14 protein-coding genes are annotated in these 15,705 nt (G+C 72.1%); 8 read left to right on the top strand and 6 right to left on the bottom strand.

All coding sequences use genetic code 11. From position 1 onward, the window contains the following. A complete protein-coding gene (locus ACFYOP_RS26845) occupies positions 1 to 1,527 on the top strand; it encodes a hypothetical protein (RefSeq protein ID WP_356895190.1) in 1,527 nt (508 codons plus the stop codon). Positions 1,528 to 1,571: 44 nt separating this feature from the next. On the opposite strand, the gene ACFYOP_RS26840 is transcribed toward ACFYOP_RS26845, so the two are convergent. Then, positions 1,572 to 2,564: a magnesium and cobalt transport protein CorA gene (locus tag ACFYOP_RS26840; protein WP_356895188.1), complete on the bottom strand. Its 993-nt coding sequence runs from the start codon at positions 2,562 to 2,564 to the stop codon at positions 1,572 to 1,574. Positions 2,565 to 2,632: 68 nt separating this feature from the next. Here ACFYOP_RS26840 and ACFYOP_RS26835 point away from each other — a divergent pair, with 68 nt between their 5' ends. The 5 genes from ACFYOP_RS26835 (at position 2,633) to ACFYOP_RS26815 (ending at position 7,281) form a co-directional block, all read left to right on the top strand. Beyond that, a complete protein-coding gene (locus ACFYOP_RS26835; RefSeq protein ID WP_356895186.1) occupies positions 2,633 to 3,334 on the top strand; it encodes a histidine phosphatase family protein in 702 nt (233 codons plus the stop codon). A 115-nt stretch (positions 3,335 to 3,449) separates the two neighbouring features. Then, positions 3,450 to 4,040 (top strand): DUF3090 domain-containing protein, encoded by a 591-nt coding sequence (locus ACFYOP_RS26830; protein WP_356895184.1) that lies wholly within the window; start codon positions 3,450 to 3,452, stop codon positions 4,038 to 4,040. Beyond that, positions 4,004 to 4,831, top strand: a complete 828-nt coding sequence (locus ACFYOP_RS26825; RefSeq protein WP_356895182.1) for an SCO1664 family protein — start codon at positions 4,004 to 4,006, stop codon at positions 4,829 to 4,831. Before ACFYOP_RS26830 ends, ACFYOP_RS26825 begins: the two co-directional genes overlap by 37 nt. Positions 4,832 to 4,932: 101 nt before the next feature. After that, positions 4,933 to 6,162 (top strand): cysteine--1-D-myo-inosityl 2-amino-2-deoxy-alpha-D-glucopyranoside ligase, encoded by a 1,230-nt coding sequence (gene mshC / locus ACFYOP_RS26820; RefSeq protein WP_356895180.1) that lies wholly within the window; start codon positions 4,933 to 4,935, stop codon positions 6,160 to 6,162. Between the two features lie 126 nt (positions 6,163 to 6,288). Beyond that, entirely contained in the window at positions 6,289 to 7,281 is a 993-nt protein-coding gene (locus ACFYOP_RS26815; RefSeq protein WP_388453045.1) for an SMP-30/gluconolactonase/LRE family protein, read from the top strand. A 65-nt stretch (positions 7,282 to 7,346) separates the two neighbouring features. Here ACFYOP_RS26815 and ACFYOP_RS26810 read toward each other — a convergent pair whose 3' ends face one another. After that, complete coding sequence (locus tag ACFYOP_RS26810) at positions 7,347 to 8,375, bottom strand: PAC2 family protein (RefSeq protein ID WP_356895176.1); 1,029 nt, start codon at positions 8,373 to 8,375, stop codon at positions 7,347 to 7,349. A gap of 256 nt (positions 8,376 to 8,631) precedes the next feature. On the opposite strand from ACFYOP_RS26810, the gene ACFYOP_RS26805 reads away from it, so the two are divergent. Further along, positions 8,632 to 9,951, top strand: a complete 1,320-nt coding sequence (locus ACFYOP_RS26805; protein ID WP_356895174.1) for an enolase C-terminal domain-like protein — start codon at positions 8,632 to 8,634, stop codon at positions 9,949 to 9,951. Continuing rightward, complete coding sequence (locus tag ACFYOP_RS26800) at positions 9,948 to 10,724, top strand: SDR family oxidoreductase (protein ID WP_356895172.1); 777 nt, start codon at positions 9,948 to 9,950, stop codon at positions 10,722 to 10,724. Before ACFYOP_RS26805 ends, ACFYOP_RS26800 begins: the two co-directional genes overlap by 4 nt. Before the next feature lie 53 nt (positions 10,725 to 10,777). On the opposite strand, the gene ACFYOP_RS26795 is transcribed toward ACFYOP_RS26800, so the two are convergent. The 4 genes from ACFYOP_RS26795 to ACFYOP_RS26780 form a co-directional block, all read right to left on the bottom strand. After that, positions 10,778 to 11,449 carry a FadR/GntR family transcriptional regulator gene (locus ACFYOP_RS26795; protein ID WP_356895170.1) on the bottom strand — a complete coding sequence of 224 codons (672 nt, stop codon included), beginning with the start codon at positions 11,447 to 11,449 and terminating at the stop codon, positions 10,778 to 10,780. A gap of 94 nt (positions 11,450 to 11,543) precedes the next feature. Next, entirely contained in the window at positions 11,544 to 13,169 is a 1,626-nt protein-coding gene (locus tag ACFYOP_RS26790; RefSeq protein WP_356895168.1) for a glycerol-3-phosphate dehydrogenase/oxidase, read from the bottom strand. Between the two features lie 12 nt (positions 13,170 to 13,181). Then, positions 13,182 to 14,708, bottom strand: coding sequence for a glycerol kinase GlpK (glpK, locus tag ACFYOP_RS26785; protein WP_356895166.1), 1,527 nt, complete (start codon positions 14,706 to 14,708; stop codon positions 13,182 to 13,184). Positions 14,709 to 14,760: 52 nt separating this feature from the next. Then, positions 14,761 to 15,555 (bottom strand): MIP/aquaporin family protein, encoded by a 795-nt coding sequence (locus ACFYOP_RS26780; protein WP_356895164.1) that lies wholly within the window; start codon positions 15,553 to 15,555, stop codon positions 14,761 to 14,763. Between the last annotated feature and the right edge of the window lie 150 nt (positions 15,556 to 15,705).

Raw genomic sequence — 15,705 nt, 5'->3', positions numbered from 1 at the left:
GTGGCTTGCCTCCCGGCCCTGGCGCCCGTCCGCCGCCGCGCCCCCCTGTGGCCCGGCGAAGAGCGCCCGGCGGACAGCGGGCTGCGGTGGATCGCCGCCGTCTCCGTCCTCTACACAATTGTCCAACTGGCGCTCGCCGTCGGGGGGACCAGCCTCGGCTGGGACGAGACGGTGTACGTCAGCCAGGTCACGCCCGGCTCGGAAGCCGCCTTCTTCAGCGCTCCCCGTGCCCGCGGCATCACCTTCCTCGTCGCGCCCGTGACGGCACTGACCTCGTCCGTCGAGGTGCTCCGGAGCTATCTGGCGGTGCTGTCGGGCGCCGGCCTCTTCGTGTCCCTGGCGGTGTGGCGCGGGCTGCTGCCCCAACGTGTGCTCGCCCTCGCCGGAGGGCTCTTCGCCGGCCTGTGGATCACGGTTTTCTACGGTCCGCAGGTCATGCCGAACCTCTGGGTCGCCCTCGGCGCGCTCTTCACGGTCGGCTGCTTCCTGCGAGCCGCCCGCGAGAGGGCCGGCCGGGCAGCGGTTCTCGGCGTCGGCGCGGGCACGGCCTTCATCGCCCTCATGCGACCGACCGACGCCTTCTGGCTCCTCGTACCGCTCGCCGCCGTCGCCCTGCTGTCGCGCGCGGCCCGGCGGCCCGGCCTGGTGGTCGCGCTCCTCGCGGGCGCCGCCGTCGGCTGCGCTCCCTGGATCGTCGAGGCGTACGTCGCGTACGACGGGCTGTTCGCCCGGCTGCGGCGGGCCGGCGAGATCCAGGGGCACCTGGGGCCGCACTTCGCCGTCGACGACCATGTGCGCGCGCTCAACGGCCGGGCGCTGTGCCGCCCCTGCGACATCCCGTGGCGGCAGCCGGTCACCGCGGTCTGGTTCTTCGTGCTGCCGGTGCTGGTCGCGGGAGGCGTCCTGGTGGCCGCGCGCAACCGTCGCACCGTCACCGCGCTGCCGGTCGCGGGCCGGTTCGGCGTCGTGCCGGTGGCGACGCTGGCGGGGGTGTCCATGGCCCTGCCGTACCTGCTGCTGGTCGGCTACGCCGCGCCGCGGTTCCTGCTCCCCGCCTACGCGCTGCTCGCCCTGCCGGTCGCGGTGTGCCTGGCCGCCGTCGCCGGGCGGGGGCGGCCGCGCACCGCCGTAGCGGTCGTCGCAGCCGCCCTCGCCTGCCACCTGGCCGTCCAGTACGTCGTGCTCGACGGCGCGATCGAGCGCAGCCGGGACAACCGCCGGTCCTTCGAACGGATCACCGCCGAACTGCACCGCCACGGCGTCCGCCCGCCCTGCGTGATCAGTGGCACAGAAGCGCCCCGGATCGCCTTCGAGGCCGGCTGTGCCTCGCGTCAGGTCGGCGGGCACGACGGCAGCATCACCGGGCCCGGGCTCGGCGCACTCGCGGCCGAGCAGCCGGTGGCCTACATCGGGGCGGCGGGGAGCCGGCCGCCGGCGTTCGCCCGCGACTGGCGGCCCGTCCACCTGCCCGGGCTGCGCGCCCGCCCAGACCTCCGCGCCTATCTGGGTCCCGCGACACGTCCCTGACCGGACGGAGCGCCCCCGGCCGAACGGAGCGCTGCCGGCCCGGCTCAGAGCCAGCCGCGCCGCTTGAAGAGGCGGAACAGCCCGTACACCGCGCCCGCCATCAGCAGCACCGTGGCGGGATAGGCCCAGACGACCTTCAGCTCCGGCATGTGCTCGAAGTTCATGCCGTAGATCCCCGCGACCATGGTCGGCACCGCGGCCATGGCCGCCCAGGCCGAGATCTTGCGCATGTCGTCGTTCTGCCGCACGCCCATCTGCGCCAGGTGCGCGGAGAGAATGTCGGACAGCAGCCGGTCCAACCCCTCCACCTGCTCGTTCGCCCGGGTCAGGTGGTCGCTGACGTCCCGGAAGAACGGCTGCGAGTGCTCATGGACGAACGGCACGCCCGCGCCCGCCAGCCGGGCCATCGGAGCCGCCAGCGGCCCGGCCGCACGGCGGAACTCGAGAACCTGCCGTTTGAAGGTGTAGATCCTCGCCGCCGTGTTCTTGGTGTCCCTGCGGCCCGGTTCGAAGACCGCGGTCTCCATCTCCTCCAGGTCCACCTGGAGCTCGGCCGCGACATCGATGTAGTGGTCGACGATGGCGTCGCTGACCGCGTAGAGCACTGCCGTCGGCCCGTGCCGGAGCACCGCCGGCTCGGCCTCCAGCCGCTCGCGGACGGCGCCCAGCGGCGCGCCCTCGCCGTGCCGGACCGTCACCACGAACGAGTCGCCTATGAAGACCATCAGCTCGCCGGTGGTCACCGAATCGCTCTCCGGCTCGTACACCACGGGCTTGAGGACCACGAAGAGGGAGTCGTCGTACACCTCGAGCTTGGGCCGCTGATGCGCCTTGAGGGCGTCCTCCACGGCGAGCGGGTGCAGCGAGAACTCGTCCGCGACATGGTCGAACTCGTCCTCCGTGGGCTCGTGCAGGCCGATCCACAGGAACGCGTCACCGGCGGCCCGCGCCTCGTCCAGGGCGTCCGAGAAGTCCGACGGGCCCTCGGTGCGGCGTCCGTCGCGGTAGATGGCGCAGTCCACGATCACGGCGCGCATTCTTCCCTGACCGGCGCCCCGGCACACCCGCGGCCCGCCACACCTGCCGGGACCGTAGGCTGGCCCCCATGGCCACGCTGATCCTCGTACGCCACGGACGCTCCACCGCCAACACCGAGGGGGTGCTCGCCGGCTGGACACCCGGTGTCCGCCTCGACGAGCGCGGTGCCGCACAGGCGGCCGGGCTGCCGGCGAGACTGGCCGATGTGCCGCTCGCGGCGGTGGTCTCCAGCCCGCTGGAGCGCTGCCGCGAGACCCTCGCGCCTCTCTTGGCGGCGCGGCCCGCGCTGACCCTGCAGAGCGACGAGCGCATCGGGGAGTGCCACTACGGCGACTGGTCCGGCCGCAAGCTGAAGGAGCTCGCCCAGGACCCGCTGATGGAGGTCGTCCAGCACCATCCGTCGGCGGTGGTCTTCCCAGGGGGCGAGTCCATGCGGGCCATGCAGGCACGCGCGGTCGACGCCGTCCGCGACTGGAACGCGCGCGTCGACCAGGAGTACGGCGAGGACGCCGCGTTTCTGATGTGCTCGCACGGGGACATCATCAAGTCCCTGGTGGCGGACGCTCTGGGCCTGCATCTCGACCTGTTCCAGCGCATCCACGTCGAACCGTGCTCCGTCACCGCCGTCCGCTACACCCGCAGCCGGCCGTTCCTGCTGCGACTCGGCGACACCGGCGAGTTGGGAGCCCTGGTGCCCCCGGCGCAGGGACCACGGGAAAAGACCGGCAGCGACGACGCGGTCGTCGGCGGCGGCGCGGGCGCACCGTGATCGCTTCGCGCAGTAGGGTGGACGCGCCGAAAAGCTGACTTCCGCCTCATCCCGCCACTCTCGTACGACTCGCTCGGAAACCCGACCGCCCCGACGATCCAAAGGGAGACAGAACGTGTCCCGTCAGGTGTTCCTCTACGACCCGCCGGACCGTTTCGTGGCCGGCACGGTCGGGCTGCCTGGCCGCCGTACGTTCTTCCTGCAGGCTTCCGCCGCAGGGCGCGTGACCAGCGTGGCCCTGGAGAAGACCCAGGTGGCCGCCCTCGCGGAGCGCATCGACGAACTGCTGGACGAGGTGGTGCGCCGCACCGGCGGCAACGCGCCGGTGCCCGCCGTCGCCCCGGCCGACGTCGCCGACACCGCGCCGCTCGACAATCCGGTCGAGGAGGAGTTCCGCGTCGGCACCATGGCGCTGGCGTGGGACGGCGAGGAACAGCGCATGATCGTGGAGGCGCAGGCACTCGTCGAACTCGAGGCCGAGTCGGAGGAGGACCTCGCGGAGGCCGAGGAGCGGCTGCTGCAGGACGAGGAGAACGGTCCCCCGATGCTGCGGGTCCGGCTCACCGGCGCGCAGGCCAGGGCGTTCGCCAAGCGCGCGCTGGAGGTGGTGAACGCCGGCCGTCCCCCGTGCCCGCTGTGCAGCCTGCCCCTGGATCCGGAAGGACACGTATGCCCGCGCCAGAACGGATACCGACGGGGCGAGTGAGCGCGCCCGACGCGCTCACGCTGCTGGCCGAGGGCGAGCTGACCGTGCGCGGCAGGGTGCGCGAGGCGTCCAACGCGGTGCTGTACTGCACGGTCTCGCTCGACGGCGAGGAAGCCCGCTGCGTCTACAAGCCCGTCGCGGGCGAGCGCCCGCTGTGGGACTTCCCGGACGGCACGCTCGCGCAGCGCGAGGTGGCGGCCTACGCGCTCTCCGAGGCGACCGGCTGGGGGCTGGTGCCGCCCACCGTCCTGCGCGACGGCCCGTACGGCGAGGGTATGGTCCAGCTGTGGATCGAGGCGGACCCGGAGGCCTCCCTGCTGGCCCTCGTCGAGGACGAGGAGCCGGAGGACGGCTGGAAAGCGGTCGGTTTCGCCGACGTCGGCGAGGGCCGTACGGCACTGCTCGTCCACGCGGACGACGTACGGCTGCGCCGGCTCGCCGTGCTCGACGCGGTGATCAACAACGGCGACCGCAAGGGCGGCCATCTGCTGCCCACCGCCGACGGAAGCCTTTACGCGATCGACCACGGCGTCACCTTCAATGTCGAGGACAAGCTGCGCACGCTGCTGTGGGGATGGGCGGGGGAACCGCTGCCGCCCGAGGCCACGGCCACCCTGACCGCCGTGGCGGCCGCTCTCGGCGACGGCGGTCCGCTCGCCACCCGTCTGGCGCAACTGCTCACCGCGGCGGAGGTGGCCGCCGTGCGCGGCAGGGTGGCGGCGCTGCTCGGCTCCGGCACGCACCCGGTGCCCTCGGGTGAGTGGCCCGCGATCCCCTGGCCACCCGTTTAGCCACCCGCTGCACACCGACGGCCGGATCGCAAGAGTGCCCGACCGGCCATCAGCAGTGATCCGGTTCGTATGCGGAAGCAGCATCCGGTTACGCTCATGTCATGCATGCCTGGCCCGCTTCTGAGGTCCCCGCCCTGCCCGGCAAGGGCCGCGACCTCCGGATCCACGACACCGCGACCGACGGTCTGGTGACCCTCGACCCCGGTCCCGTCGCCCGTATCTACGTCTGCGGCATCACACCGTACGACGCGACCCACATGGGTCACGCGGCGACCTACAACGCGTTCGACCTCGTGCAGCGCGTGTGGCTCGACACCAAGCGGCAGGTTCACTACGTCCAGAACGTCACGGATGTGGACGACCCACTGCTCGAGCGCGCGACCCGCGACGGGCACGACTGGGCGGAGCTCGCGGAACGCGAGACCGCCCTGTTCCGCGAGGACATGACCGCACTGCGGATGCTGCCGCCGCGCCACTACATCGGAGCGGTCGAGGCCATCCCCGGCATCGTCCCGCTGGTGGAACGGCTCCGCGACGCGGGCGCCGCCTACGAGTTGGAGGGCGACGTCTACTTCTCGGTCGAGTCCGACCCGCACTTCGGGGAGGTGTCCCGGCTCGACGCGGAGGCGATGCGCCTGCTGTCCGCGGAACGCGGCGGCGACCCCGAACGACCGGGCAAGAAGAACCCGCTCGACCCGATGCTGTGGATGGCCGCCCGCGAGGGGCAGCCGGACTGGGACGGCGCTTCGCTCGGCCGCGGCCGGCCCGGCTGGCACATCGAGTGCGTCGCCATCGCGCTCGACCACCTCGGCATGGGCTTCGACATTCAGGGCGGCGGCTCCGACCTCGCCTTCCCGCACCACGAGATGGGCGCCTCGCACGCCCAGGCCCTCACCGGCGAGCACCCGTTCGCGCAGGCGTACGTCCACGCGGGCATGGTGGCCCTCGACGGCGAGAAGATGTCCAAGTCCAAGGGCAATCTCGTCTTCGTCTCCAAGCTCCGCCGCGACGGCGTGGACCCCGTCGCCATACGGCTCGCACTCCTCTCGCACCACTACCGGGCCGACTGGGAGTGGACCGACACGGTGCTCAGCGACGCGGTGGAGCGTCTCGCGCGGTGGCGCGCGGCCGTCTCGCGGCCCGACGGGCCGTCCGCCGACGCCCTGGTCGAGGAGGTCCGCGAGGCCCTCGCCGACGACCTCGACGCGCCGTCGGCACTCGCCGCCGTGGACCGCTGGGCCGCGCTCCAGCAGTCCGGGGGCGGCACGGACGAGGGCGCCCCGGGGCTCGTGTCCCGCACGGTCGACGCGCTGCTCGGCGTGGCGCTGTGAAGAAGTCCCCCCTTCCTGGGGACGCGGGAAGAACCGCGTCCCCAGGAGGACGTTCCTCCACTTGAAGGTTCCAGCGGTGCGGAACCCCCGCGTGTGGTGAGCTGACGGCAACCGGCCCTCAGGGGCATGTCACAGTTGCCGGAAGGACGCACAGTGGAACGTTCCTTCGCACGCAGAGAGGTTCTCGGCGCGGCCGCCGCCATCGGCTCGGCCGCGCTTCTCGGGCCCGCCGCCGGGGCCGCCCGTGCCGCGTCACCGGGGTCGTGGCCGACCCGCTTCCCTCTTCCGAACGGCTTCCAGCCCGAGGGCATCGCCATCGGCCGCAGCCCGTACGCCTGGTGCGGCTCCATCGCCGACGGCGACGTCTACCGGGCGAGCCTGGCCACCGGCCGCGGCCGGATCGTCGTCGAGGGACTGGGCGCGGGGCGATCCGTCATCGGCCTGAAGATCGACCGCCAGGAGCGGCGGCTGTTCCTCTCGGGCGGATTCAGCCGCGAGATCAGGGTCGCCGACGCGCGCTCCGGGGAGATGGTCAGGCTCTTCACCGTCGGCGCCGAGGGCACGATGGTCAACGACGTGGTCCTCACCCCCGGCGCGGCCTGGTTCACCGACTCGTTCCGGCCGCAGCTCTACCGGTTGGCGCTGGACCGGCGCGGGGAGCCCGCGCACGAGGTGGCGACCCTGCCGCTGGGCGGCGCATGGGAGCAGGGCACGGACTTCACCGCCAACGGCATCGCCCGCACGCCCGACGGCAGCGCCCTGCTGGTGGTGAACACCGTGGTGGAGGGCGGCTCGCTGATGCGTGTCGATCCGCGCGACGGCATCGCCCGGCGGGTCGATCTGGCGGACCTCGCCATCCCGTTCGGTGACGGCCTGCTGCTGATCGGCCGTCACCTCTACATCGTCCAGCAGCGGTTGAACCAGGTGGACGTGGTCCGCCTGAACGCGGCGGGCACCAGGGGCAGGCCCGTCGCCCGTATCACCGACCCGCGCTTCCGTATCCCGACCACGGCCGCGGCCTGGGGCGACCGGATCTATCTGCCCAACGCGCGATTCGACGTACCGCCGACGCCCGACACGGAGTACGACGTCGTCGCCGTCGACCAGGTGACCGGCTGACCACCGGCTGAACGGCTGCACACGGGAGGGGCCGGCGCCATCGGCGCCGGCCCCTCCCGCACCGCTCAGTCCTTGGACGGGCCCTCGGGGCCGTCGCCCTCGTCGTCGTCCCGCGCCTCCGGCTCGGTGCCGGCGCCCTCCGGCGAGCCGGTCTCCGCCTCCGGCCGCGGCGGCCTCGGGGGCTTGGTCCGGCCGGCCGGGTCGCGCAGATACGAGCTGCCCTCGCCGCCGTCCGTCGCGTGACCGCCGGGCCCGCCGTCACGCCGGCGCAGATACCGCTCGAACTCGCGGGCGATGGCCTCCCCGGACGCTTCCGGCAGCTCGGCCGTGTCGCGCGCCTCCTCCAGCGTCTGGACGTACTCCGCGACCTCGCTGTCCTCCGCGGCCAGTTGGTCCACCCCGAGCTGCCAGGCCCGTGCGTCCTCGGCCAGTTCGCCGAGCGGAATCCGGAGGCCGATGAGGTCCTCCAGCCGGTTGAGCAGGGCGAGCGTCGCCTTGGGGTTGGGCGGCTGCGAGACGTAGTGCGGCACGGCCGCCCACAGGCTGACGGCGGGCACGCCCGCATGGGTGCACGCCTCCTGGAGGATGCCGACGATGCCGGTCGGCCCCTCGTACCGGGTCTCCTCGAGATCCATGGTCCTGGCCAGATCCGCGTCGGAGGTGATCCCGCTGACGGGAACGGGCCGGGTGTGCGGGGTGTCGCCGAGCAGCGCGCCCAGGATCACCACCATCTCCACGCCCAGCTCATGCGCGAAGCCCAGGATCTCGTTGCAGAACGAGCGCCAGCGCATGGACGGTTCGATACCGCGGACCAGGACGAGATCGCGCGGCTTGTCGCCCCCGATGCGGACCACGGAGAGCCGGGTGGTCGGCCAGGTGATCTTCCGTACCCCGCCGTCCAGCCACACCGTGGGCCGGTTGACCTGGAAGTCGTAGTAGTCCTCGGCGTCGAGCGCCGCGAACACCTCGCCCTTCCATTCCCGGTCCAGATGAGCGACCGCGGTGGAGGCGGCGTCGCCGGCGTCGTTCCAGCCCTCGAACGCGGCCACCATGACCGGGTCGATCAGCTCGGGCACCCCCTCGAGCTCGATCACCCAGTGCCTCCTTCCGAAGTTCCCTTGTCCACACCCCAACCTTACGGCTTTCCACGCGTGCCGCCGCAGCGCCCTTGCACGGCCGGGTGAACTCGGCGGGGGTCGGGCAAACGTCCGAACGCGACCCGCTAAGGCGGCCGGATACATCCGAGCTGTGCGGGACGGATTCGGCGAATCCCTGGACCTGCGCCGCAATTCGGCGCTATACATCGGATGTCCAGCAGAGGTCCGATGTCCATCGTCACCGGGGGCGTGCATGAATCAGACCGTCGAGGAGTTCGAGGTCCACGACATCCGCTTCCCCACCTCCGAACAGCTCGACGGCTCCGACGCCATGAACCCGGACCCCGACTACTCCGCCGCCTACCTCGTGCTGCGCACCGGCGACGGCAGCGAGGGCCACGGCTTCTGCTTCACCATCGGCCGCGGCAACGACGTCACCGCCGCCGCCGTCGAGGCGCTGCGCCCCCATGTCGTCGGCCGCCCCGCCCCCGCCGGCGCCGCGGACCTGGCGGCACTCCACCACGACCTGACCCACGACTCCCAACTCCGCTGGCTCGGCCCCGAGAAGGGCGTCATCCACATGGCCGCCGGCGCCGTCGTCAACGCGGCCTGGGACCTGGCGGCCGCCCGGGCGGGCCTGCCCGTATGGGAGTTCCTCTCCGCGATGAGCCCGGAGGAACTCGTGTCCCTGGTCGACTTCCGCTATCTGACGGACGCACTGACCAGGGACGAAGCCCTTGCCGTCCTGCGCGCCGCGGAACCGGGCAGAGCCGCGCGCGCGGCGCTGCTCCGCGAGCGCGGCTATCCCGCGTACACCACCTCACCGGGCTGGCTGGGCTACTCCGACGAGAAGCTGGTCCGGCTGGCCAAGGAAGCGGTCGCCGCCGGCTTCGGCCAGATCAAGCTCAAGGTGGGCGGCGATCTGGAGGACGACGTCCGGCGGCTGAAGGTCGCCAGGGCGGCCGTCGGGCCCTCCGTACGCATCGCCGTCGACGCCAACCAGCGCTGGGACGTCGCGGAGGCCGTGCGCCGGATGACCGCGCTCGCGCCCTACGAGCCGTACTGGATCGAGGAACCCACCAGCCCCGACGACATCCTCGGCCATGCCGCCGTACGGGCCGGCCAGCCCGTCAAGGTCGCCACCGGCGAACACGCCGCCAACCGCGTCGTCTTCAAGCAGCTGCTCCAGGCGGGGGCCGTCGACTTCGTCCAGATCGACGCCGCACGAGTCTCTGGGGTCAACGAGAACATCGCGATCCTGCTGCTGGCCGCCAAGTACGGCGTGCCCGTCTGCCCGCACGCCGGCGGCGTCGGACTGTGCGAACTCGTCCAGCACCTGGCCATGTTCGACTTCGTCGCCGTCTCCGGCAGCTGGGACGACCGCGTCATCGAATACGTGGACCATCTCCACGAGCACTTCGCCGACCCGGCCGTCATCGTCGGCGGACGCTATGCCGCACCCCGGGCGCCCGGCTTCTCCGCCCGGATGCTCCCCGGCTCCGTCACCGCCCACAGCTATCCGGACGGGCCCGTCTGGCAGGCCCGCCGCACCGCGTCGAAGGACCACCAGTGACCGGCGCACAGGACTTCGCGGGCATGTCCGCCCTCGTCACCGGCGGGGCCTCCGGCATCGGGGCGGCCGTCGCCGCGCTGCTGCAGGCGCGCGGGGCGCGCGTCGCCGTACTCGACCGCGACACCCGCGGCGCGCCCGAAGGGTGCCTCGCCCTCGAGGCCGATGTCACCGACGACGGCGGCCTGCGCCGGGCGGTGGACGCCGCCGTCGCCGAGTTCGGGGCGCTGCACACCGTCGTCTCCAACGCCGGTGTGGGCGCGGTCGGGACGGTCGCCGACAACGACGACGACGAATGGCGGCGCGTCCTCGACGTCAACGTGCTCGGCATGGTCCGGGTCGCCCGCCACGCCCTGCCGCACCTGCGGCGCGCGACCGCGGCCCGGCCCGGAGCGGTCTCCGTCACCCACACCTGCTCCGTGGCAGCCACGGCCGGGCTCGAACAGCGCGCCCTCTACAGCGCGAGCAAGGGCGCGGTGCTGTCGCTGACGCTGGCCATGGCGGCGGACCACGTACGCGAGGGCATCCGCGTGAACTGCGTCAACCCGGGTACGGCGGACACGCCGTGGGTCGGCCGCCTGCTCGCCCGAGCCGACGACCCGGCGGCGGAGCGCGCGGCGCTCGCGGCCCGCCAGCCGGGGGGCCGGCTCGTCACGGCGGACGAGGTCGCGGCGGCGGTCGGGTACCTGGCGAGCCCCGCGGCGGCGGCGGTCACGGGTACGGCGCTGGCGGTCGACGGCGGCCTCCAGGGGGTGCGCCTGCGCCCGGCGCGGTGACTCCGCTGCGACTCCCGCTGTGCGGAGGGTGTTCCCCACGCCCCCCGCAGGCGTTACAGCGTTGCCCGGAGCCACTGCTCCACGCTCGCCACATGCACCGTCGCCCACGCCCTCGCCGCCTCCCCGTCCCCCTCCCGCAGCGCCGCCAGGATCGCGCGGTGCTCGCGGAGGGTGCGGGGCACCGCGTCCTCCTGGGTGAGGCCGCGCCAGACGCGGGCGCGGGTCGTCGGGCCCGAGAGGCCGTCGAGGAGGGAGCAGAGCACCGAGTTGCCCGAGGCCCGCACGATGCCCCGGTGGAAGTCCAGGTCCGCCGCCACCAGATCCTCGACCGACGGCTCCGTGCCGAGCGCGTCCAGCTGGGCGCTCAGCGCGTCGAGTTCGGAGGCCGTGATCCGGCTCGCGGCCATCGCCGTGGCGGCCGGCTCCAGGATGCGGCGTACCGCGAGGAACTCCAGCACCGTGTCGTCGCGGTGGAAGTCGACGACGAAGCTCAGCGCCTCCAGCAGGAGCTGCGGGTCCAGGCTGGTCACATATGTGCCGTCGCCCTGCCGTACGTCGAGGATGCGGATCAGCGACAGCGCCCGTACCGCTTCGCGCAGGGAGTTGCGGGACAGGCCCAGCTCGGCCGCGAGCTCGCTCTCCTTGGGGAGGCGGTCGCCGGGCCGCAGGGCGCCGGAGACGATCATCGCCTTGATCTTCTCGATGGCCTCGTCGGTCACGGCCATGACGTCGCCCCCGTCGTTCGCACCATTCCAGCAGACATCGGAGGGGTGAGCGTACAACGAGGGCGGCCCCCGGGGGCCGCCCTCGTCGCGCGTACTACCGTGCGCGCAGCACGTCCTCGACCCGGCCGCGGATCTCGTCCGTCGCCAGCCCCCGGATCGTCAGCGTCGTGCGGCGGCGCAGCACGTCGTCCGCCGTCTCGGCCCACTCGTTGTCGCGGGCGTACACGACCTGCGCCCAGATCTCCGGCGCGTCCGGGTGGATGCGCTCGGCGAGCGCCGGGTCCTCGTCCGCCAGACGGGCGATGTCGAACGACAGCGAGCCGTAGTGGGTGGCGAGGTGCCGGGCCGTGTCCGCCGCCATCCGCGGTCCCGGAGTGCCGCCGTCCACCAGCAGCCGGTGGGCGACCGCGTTCGGGTTGGCGATGCCGGGCAGCGGCAGCTTCTTCGGCAGGTGGGCGAGGGGCTCCATGTCCTCGGCGAGCGGACGCCCCGGCAGGGTCGCCAGCTTGTTCATCACCGTGCGGCCGATGTGGCGGAACGTGGTCCACTTGCCGCCGGCCACGGACAGCATCCCGCCGCGCCCCTCGGTGACCACCGTCTCCCGCTTGGCCTTGGACGTGTCGCCGGGGCCGCCGGGCAGCACCCGAAGACCGGCGAAGGAGTACGTGATCAGGTCCCTGGACAGCTGCTGGTCGCGGATGGAGAACGCGGCCTCGTCCAGGATCTGCGCGGTGTCCTTGTCGTTGACGGCGACGTCGCCCGGGTCGCCCTCGTACTCCTCGTCGGTCGTACCGAGCAGCAGCATGTCCTCCCAGGGCAGCGCGAACGTGATGCGGTACTTGTCGATCGGAGTGGCGAGCGCGGCACGCCAGGGGGCGGTGCGCTTGAGCACCAGGTGTGCGCCCTTGGAGAGGCGGATGGAGGGGGCCGCGTCCGGGTCCTCCATCCGGCGCAGGTGATCGACCCACGGGCCGGTGGCGTTGAGCACGAGGCGCGCGGTGACACCGAACTCGGTGCCGTCCGTGCGGTCCTTGAGCTCGGCGCCGGTGACCCGGCCCTTGGTGAAGCGCAGGCCGGTGACCTCGGCGTGGTTGAGGACGGTCGCGCCCGACTGGGCGGCGGCGCGGACCGTCATCAGTGCCATGCGGGAGTCGTTCATCTGGTCGTCGCCGTAGACGGCGACCGCCTTGAGGTTGTCGGTCCGCAGCTCCGGCACGTCCCGCTGTGCCTTCGCCGCCGATATGACGTGGCCGACGCCGTCACCGAAGGCGGAGAGCGCCGAGTAGGCGAAGACGCCCGCGCCGAGCTTGGCCGCGCCGTGCGGGCCGCCCTTGTAGACGGGCAGGTAGAACTTGAGCGGGTTGGCCAGGTGGGGGGCCACCTGGCGGGAGACCGCGCGCCGCTCGAAGTGGTTCTCCGCGACCAGCTTCACCGCGCCGGTCTGCAGGTAGCGCAGTCCGCCGTGGAGCAGCTTGGAGGAGGCGGAGGAGGTGGCGCCGGCGAAGTCACCGGCGTCCACGAGGGCCACCCGCAGCCCGGACTGCGCCGCATGCCAGGCGGTCGAGATGCCCAGGATGCCGCCGCCGATCACCAGGAGGTCGTACGTCGCCTTGGAAAGCTGCTCCCGAGTTTCGGCGCGGCCCGCTGCTTTGAGAGAAGACACAGCCGAGCCGGAGGCCGGGTGCGTCCCGGGGGAGGGGACGCTCTGCAGGGTGGTCATTCTTGCTCCTCGTCAGTTTTCCTCGTCGAGCCAGCCCATGGTCCGCTCCACGGCCTTGAGCCAGCTCTTGTACTCGCTGTCACGCTTGTCAGCGTCCATGCGGGGGGTCCACTCGGCGGCCCTGCGCCAGTTGGCGCGCAGCGCGTCGGTGTCCGGCCAGAAGCCGACGGCAAGGCCGGCGGCGTAGGCGGCGCCGAGGCAGGTCGTCTCGGCGACCATCGGACGCACGACCGGCGCGTCCAGGAAGTCCGAGAGGGTCTGCATCAGCAGGTTGTTGGAGGTCATGCCGCCGTCGACCTTGAGCGCGGTCAGTTCGACGCCCGAGTCCTTGGTCATGGCGTCGGTGATCTCGCGGGTCTGCCAGGCGGTGGCCTCGAGCACGGCGCGCGCGATGTGCGCCTTGGTGACGTACCGGGTGAGACCGGCGATCACACCGCGGGCGTCGGAGCGCCAGTACGGGGCGAACAGCCCGGAGAAGGCCGGGACGAAGTAGGCGCCGCCGTTGTCGTCGACCGAGGAGGCGAGGGTCTCGATCTCCGCGGCCGAGTTGATCAGGCCCATCTGGTCGCGCATCCACTGCACCAGCGAACCGGTGACGGCGATCGAGCCCTCGAGCGCGTACACCGGCTTCTGGTCGCCGATGCGGTAGCCGACGGTGGTCAGCAGACCGTTGTAGGAGTTGACGGGCTCGTCACCGGTGTTCATCAGCATGAAGGTGCCGGTGCCGTACGTGGACTTGGCCTCGCCCTTCGAGTAGCAGGTCTGGCCGAACAGGGCCGCCTGCTGGTCGCCGAGCGCGGAGGCGACCGGGATGCCGTCCAGCGCGCCGCCCTTGGCGAGGCCGTAGACCTCGGCGGAGGACCGGATCTCCGGCAGGATCGCCGCCGGCACCTCCATGGACTGGAGGATCTTGTCGTCCCACTCCATGGTGTGCAGGTTCATCAGCATGGTGCGGGAGGCGTTGGTGACGTCGGTGACGTGGACGCCGCCCTCGACTCCGCCGGTCAGGTTCCAGATGACCCAGGAGTCCATGGTGCCGAAGAGGATCTCGCCGCGCTCGGCGCGCTCCCGCAGGCCCTCGACGTTGTCGAGCAGCCAGCGGGCCTTGGGTCCGGCGAAGTACGAGGCCAGCGGCAGGCCGGTCTCACGGCGGAAGCGGTCCTGGCCGACGTTGCGGCCGAGCTCCTTGCAGAGGGCGTCGGTGCGGGTGTCCTGCCAGACGATGGCGTTGTGGACGGGCTCGCCGGTGTTCTTGTCCCACAGCAGCGTCGTCTCGCGCTGGTTGGTGATGCCGATGGCCTTGACGTCGGCGGAGGTGATGCCGGCCTTCTCGATCGCGCCGGCCACGACCTCCTGGACGTTGGTCCAGATCTCGGCGGCGTCGTGCTCCACCCAGCCCGGCTTCGGGAAGATCTGCTCGTGCTCCTTCTGGTCGACGGAGACGATCCGGCCGTCCGTGTCGAAGACGATGCAGCGGCTGGAGGTGGTGCCCTGGTCGATGGCGGCGATGAACGGGCCGGTGGTGTGTGCGTCGGTCACGGTCTGCTCCTGCTCGGGTCTCGTTGAATACGGCTCGTGCTGCTGATTCGGCTCACGCGAACGCGACGTTGTAGATACCCGCCGCGATGGCCGCACCGATCAGCGGACCGGCGATCGGGATCCACGAGTAGCTCCAGTCGGAGCCGCCCTTGTTCGGCAGCGGAAGCAGGGCGTGCACGATGCGCGGACCCAGGTCACGGGCGGGGTTGATGGCGTAACCGGTCGGACCGCCGAGGGAGAGGCCGATGGCGACGACGACGAGGGCGACCATCAGACCGCCGATCGGGCCGAGGCCCTTGCCGCTCTCGTTGAGGCCCTGGGTGAGCACCGCGAGGACCAGCACCAGGGTGCCGATGATCTCGGTGGCCAGGTTCTGCCAGACGTTGCGGATCTCCGGGCCGGTGGAGAAGACGCCGAGGACCGGGCCGGCCTGGGACGCCGGCTCCGCGTGCGGGCCCTCGATGGCCTTCTCGTCGACCGGCTCGCCGATGACCTCGGGGTCGGTGAGGTGCGCGTGGAACTGGCCGTAGTAGGCGAGCCAGACCAGGGTCGCGCCGATCATGGCGCCGAGCAGCTGGCCGGCGAAGTAGACCGGGACGGTGCCCCAGTCGTTGTCCTTGATCGCGATGCCGAGGGTGACGGCCGGGTTGAGATGGGCGCCGGAGAGGGCGCCTGTCATGTAGACGGCCGTCAGGACCGCGAAGCCCCACCCGAAGGTGATGGCCAGCCAGCCCGCGTTCTGCGCCTTGGAGCGCTTGAGTACCACGGCGGCGACCACGCCACCACCGAGCAGGATGAGAACGGCGGTACCGATGATCTCGCCGATGAAGATGTCGGAGTTGGACACCCGCGACTCCTTTGTCCTTCGTCCAGGGGGAAGGCGAACCCCGGGTCCCTCCGGTGGTTCGCGCCCTCAGCAGAGGGCGTGCTCCCGGCCTGGCGTTGCCACACTCTAGCGCGTATTGCCGTTAGCTGTTCGGCATTGCCGACCGGTGAA

The sequence above is a fragment of the Streptomyces sp. NPDC006294 genome (assembly GCF_042870895.1).
Classification (GTDB): domain Bacteria; phylum Actinomycetota; class Actinomycetes; order Streptomycetales; family Streptomycetaceae; genus Streptomyces.
This window is presented reverse-complemented; position numbering and strand designations above follow the sequence as displayed.

What these genes read in the sequence shown, in the direction of transcription:
- ACFYOP_RS26840 (WP_356895188.1), bottom strand. Translation starts at nt 2,564, where the DNA reads ATGCGCGCCGTGATCGTGGACTGCGCCATCTACCGCGACGGACGCCGC.
- ACFYOP_RS26835 (WP_356895186.1), top strand. Translation starts at nt 2,633, where the DNA reads ATGGCCACGCTGATCCTCGTACGCCACGGACGCTCCACCGCCAACACC.
- ACFYOP_RS26825 (WP_356895182.1), top strand. Translation starts at nt 4,004, where the DNA reads ATGCCCGCGCCAGAACGGATACCGACGGGGCGAGTGAGCGCGCCCGAC.
- mshC (WP_356895180.1), top strand. Translation starts at nt 4,933, where the DNA reads ATGCATGCCTGGCCCGCTTCTGAGGTCCCCGCCCTGCCCGGCAAGGGC.
- ACFYOP_RS26815 (WP_388453045.1), top strand. Translation starts at nt 6,289, where the DNA reads ATGTCACAGTTGCCGGAAGGACGCACAGTGGAACGTTCCTTCGCACGC.
- ACFYOP_RS26805 (WP_356895174.1), top strand. Translation starts at nt 8,632, where the DNA reads ATGAATCAGACCGTCGAGGAGTTCGAGGTCCACGACATCCGCTTCCCC.
- ACFYOP_RS26795 (WP_356895170.1), bottom strand. Translation starts at nt 11,449, where the DNA reads ATGGCCGTGACCGACGAGGCCATCGAGAAGATCAAGGCGATGATCGTC.
- ACFYOP_RS26790 (WP_356895168.1), bottom strand. Translation starts at nt 13,169, where the DNA reads ATGACCACCCTGCAGAGCGTCCCCTCCCCCGGGACGCACCCGGCCTCC.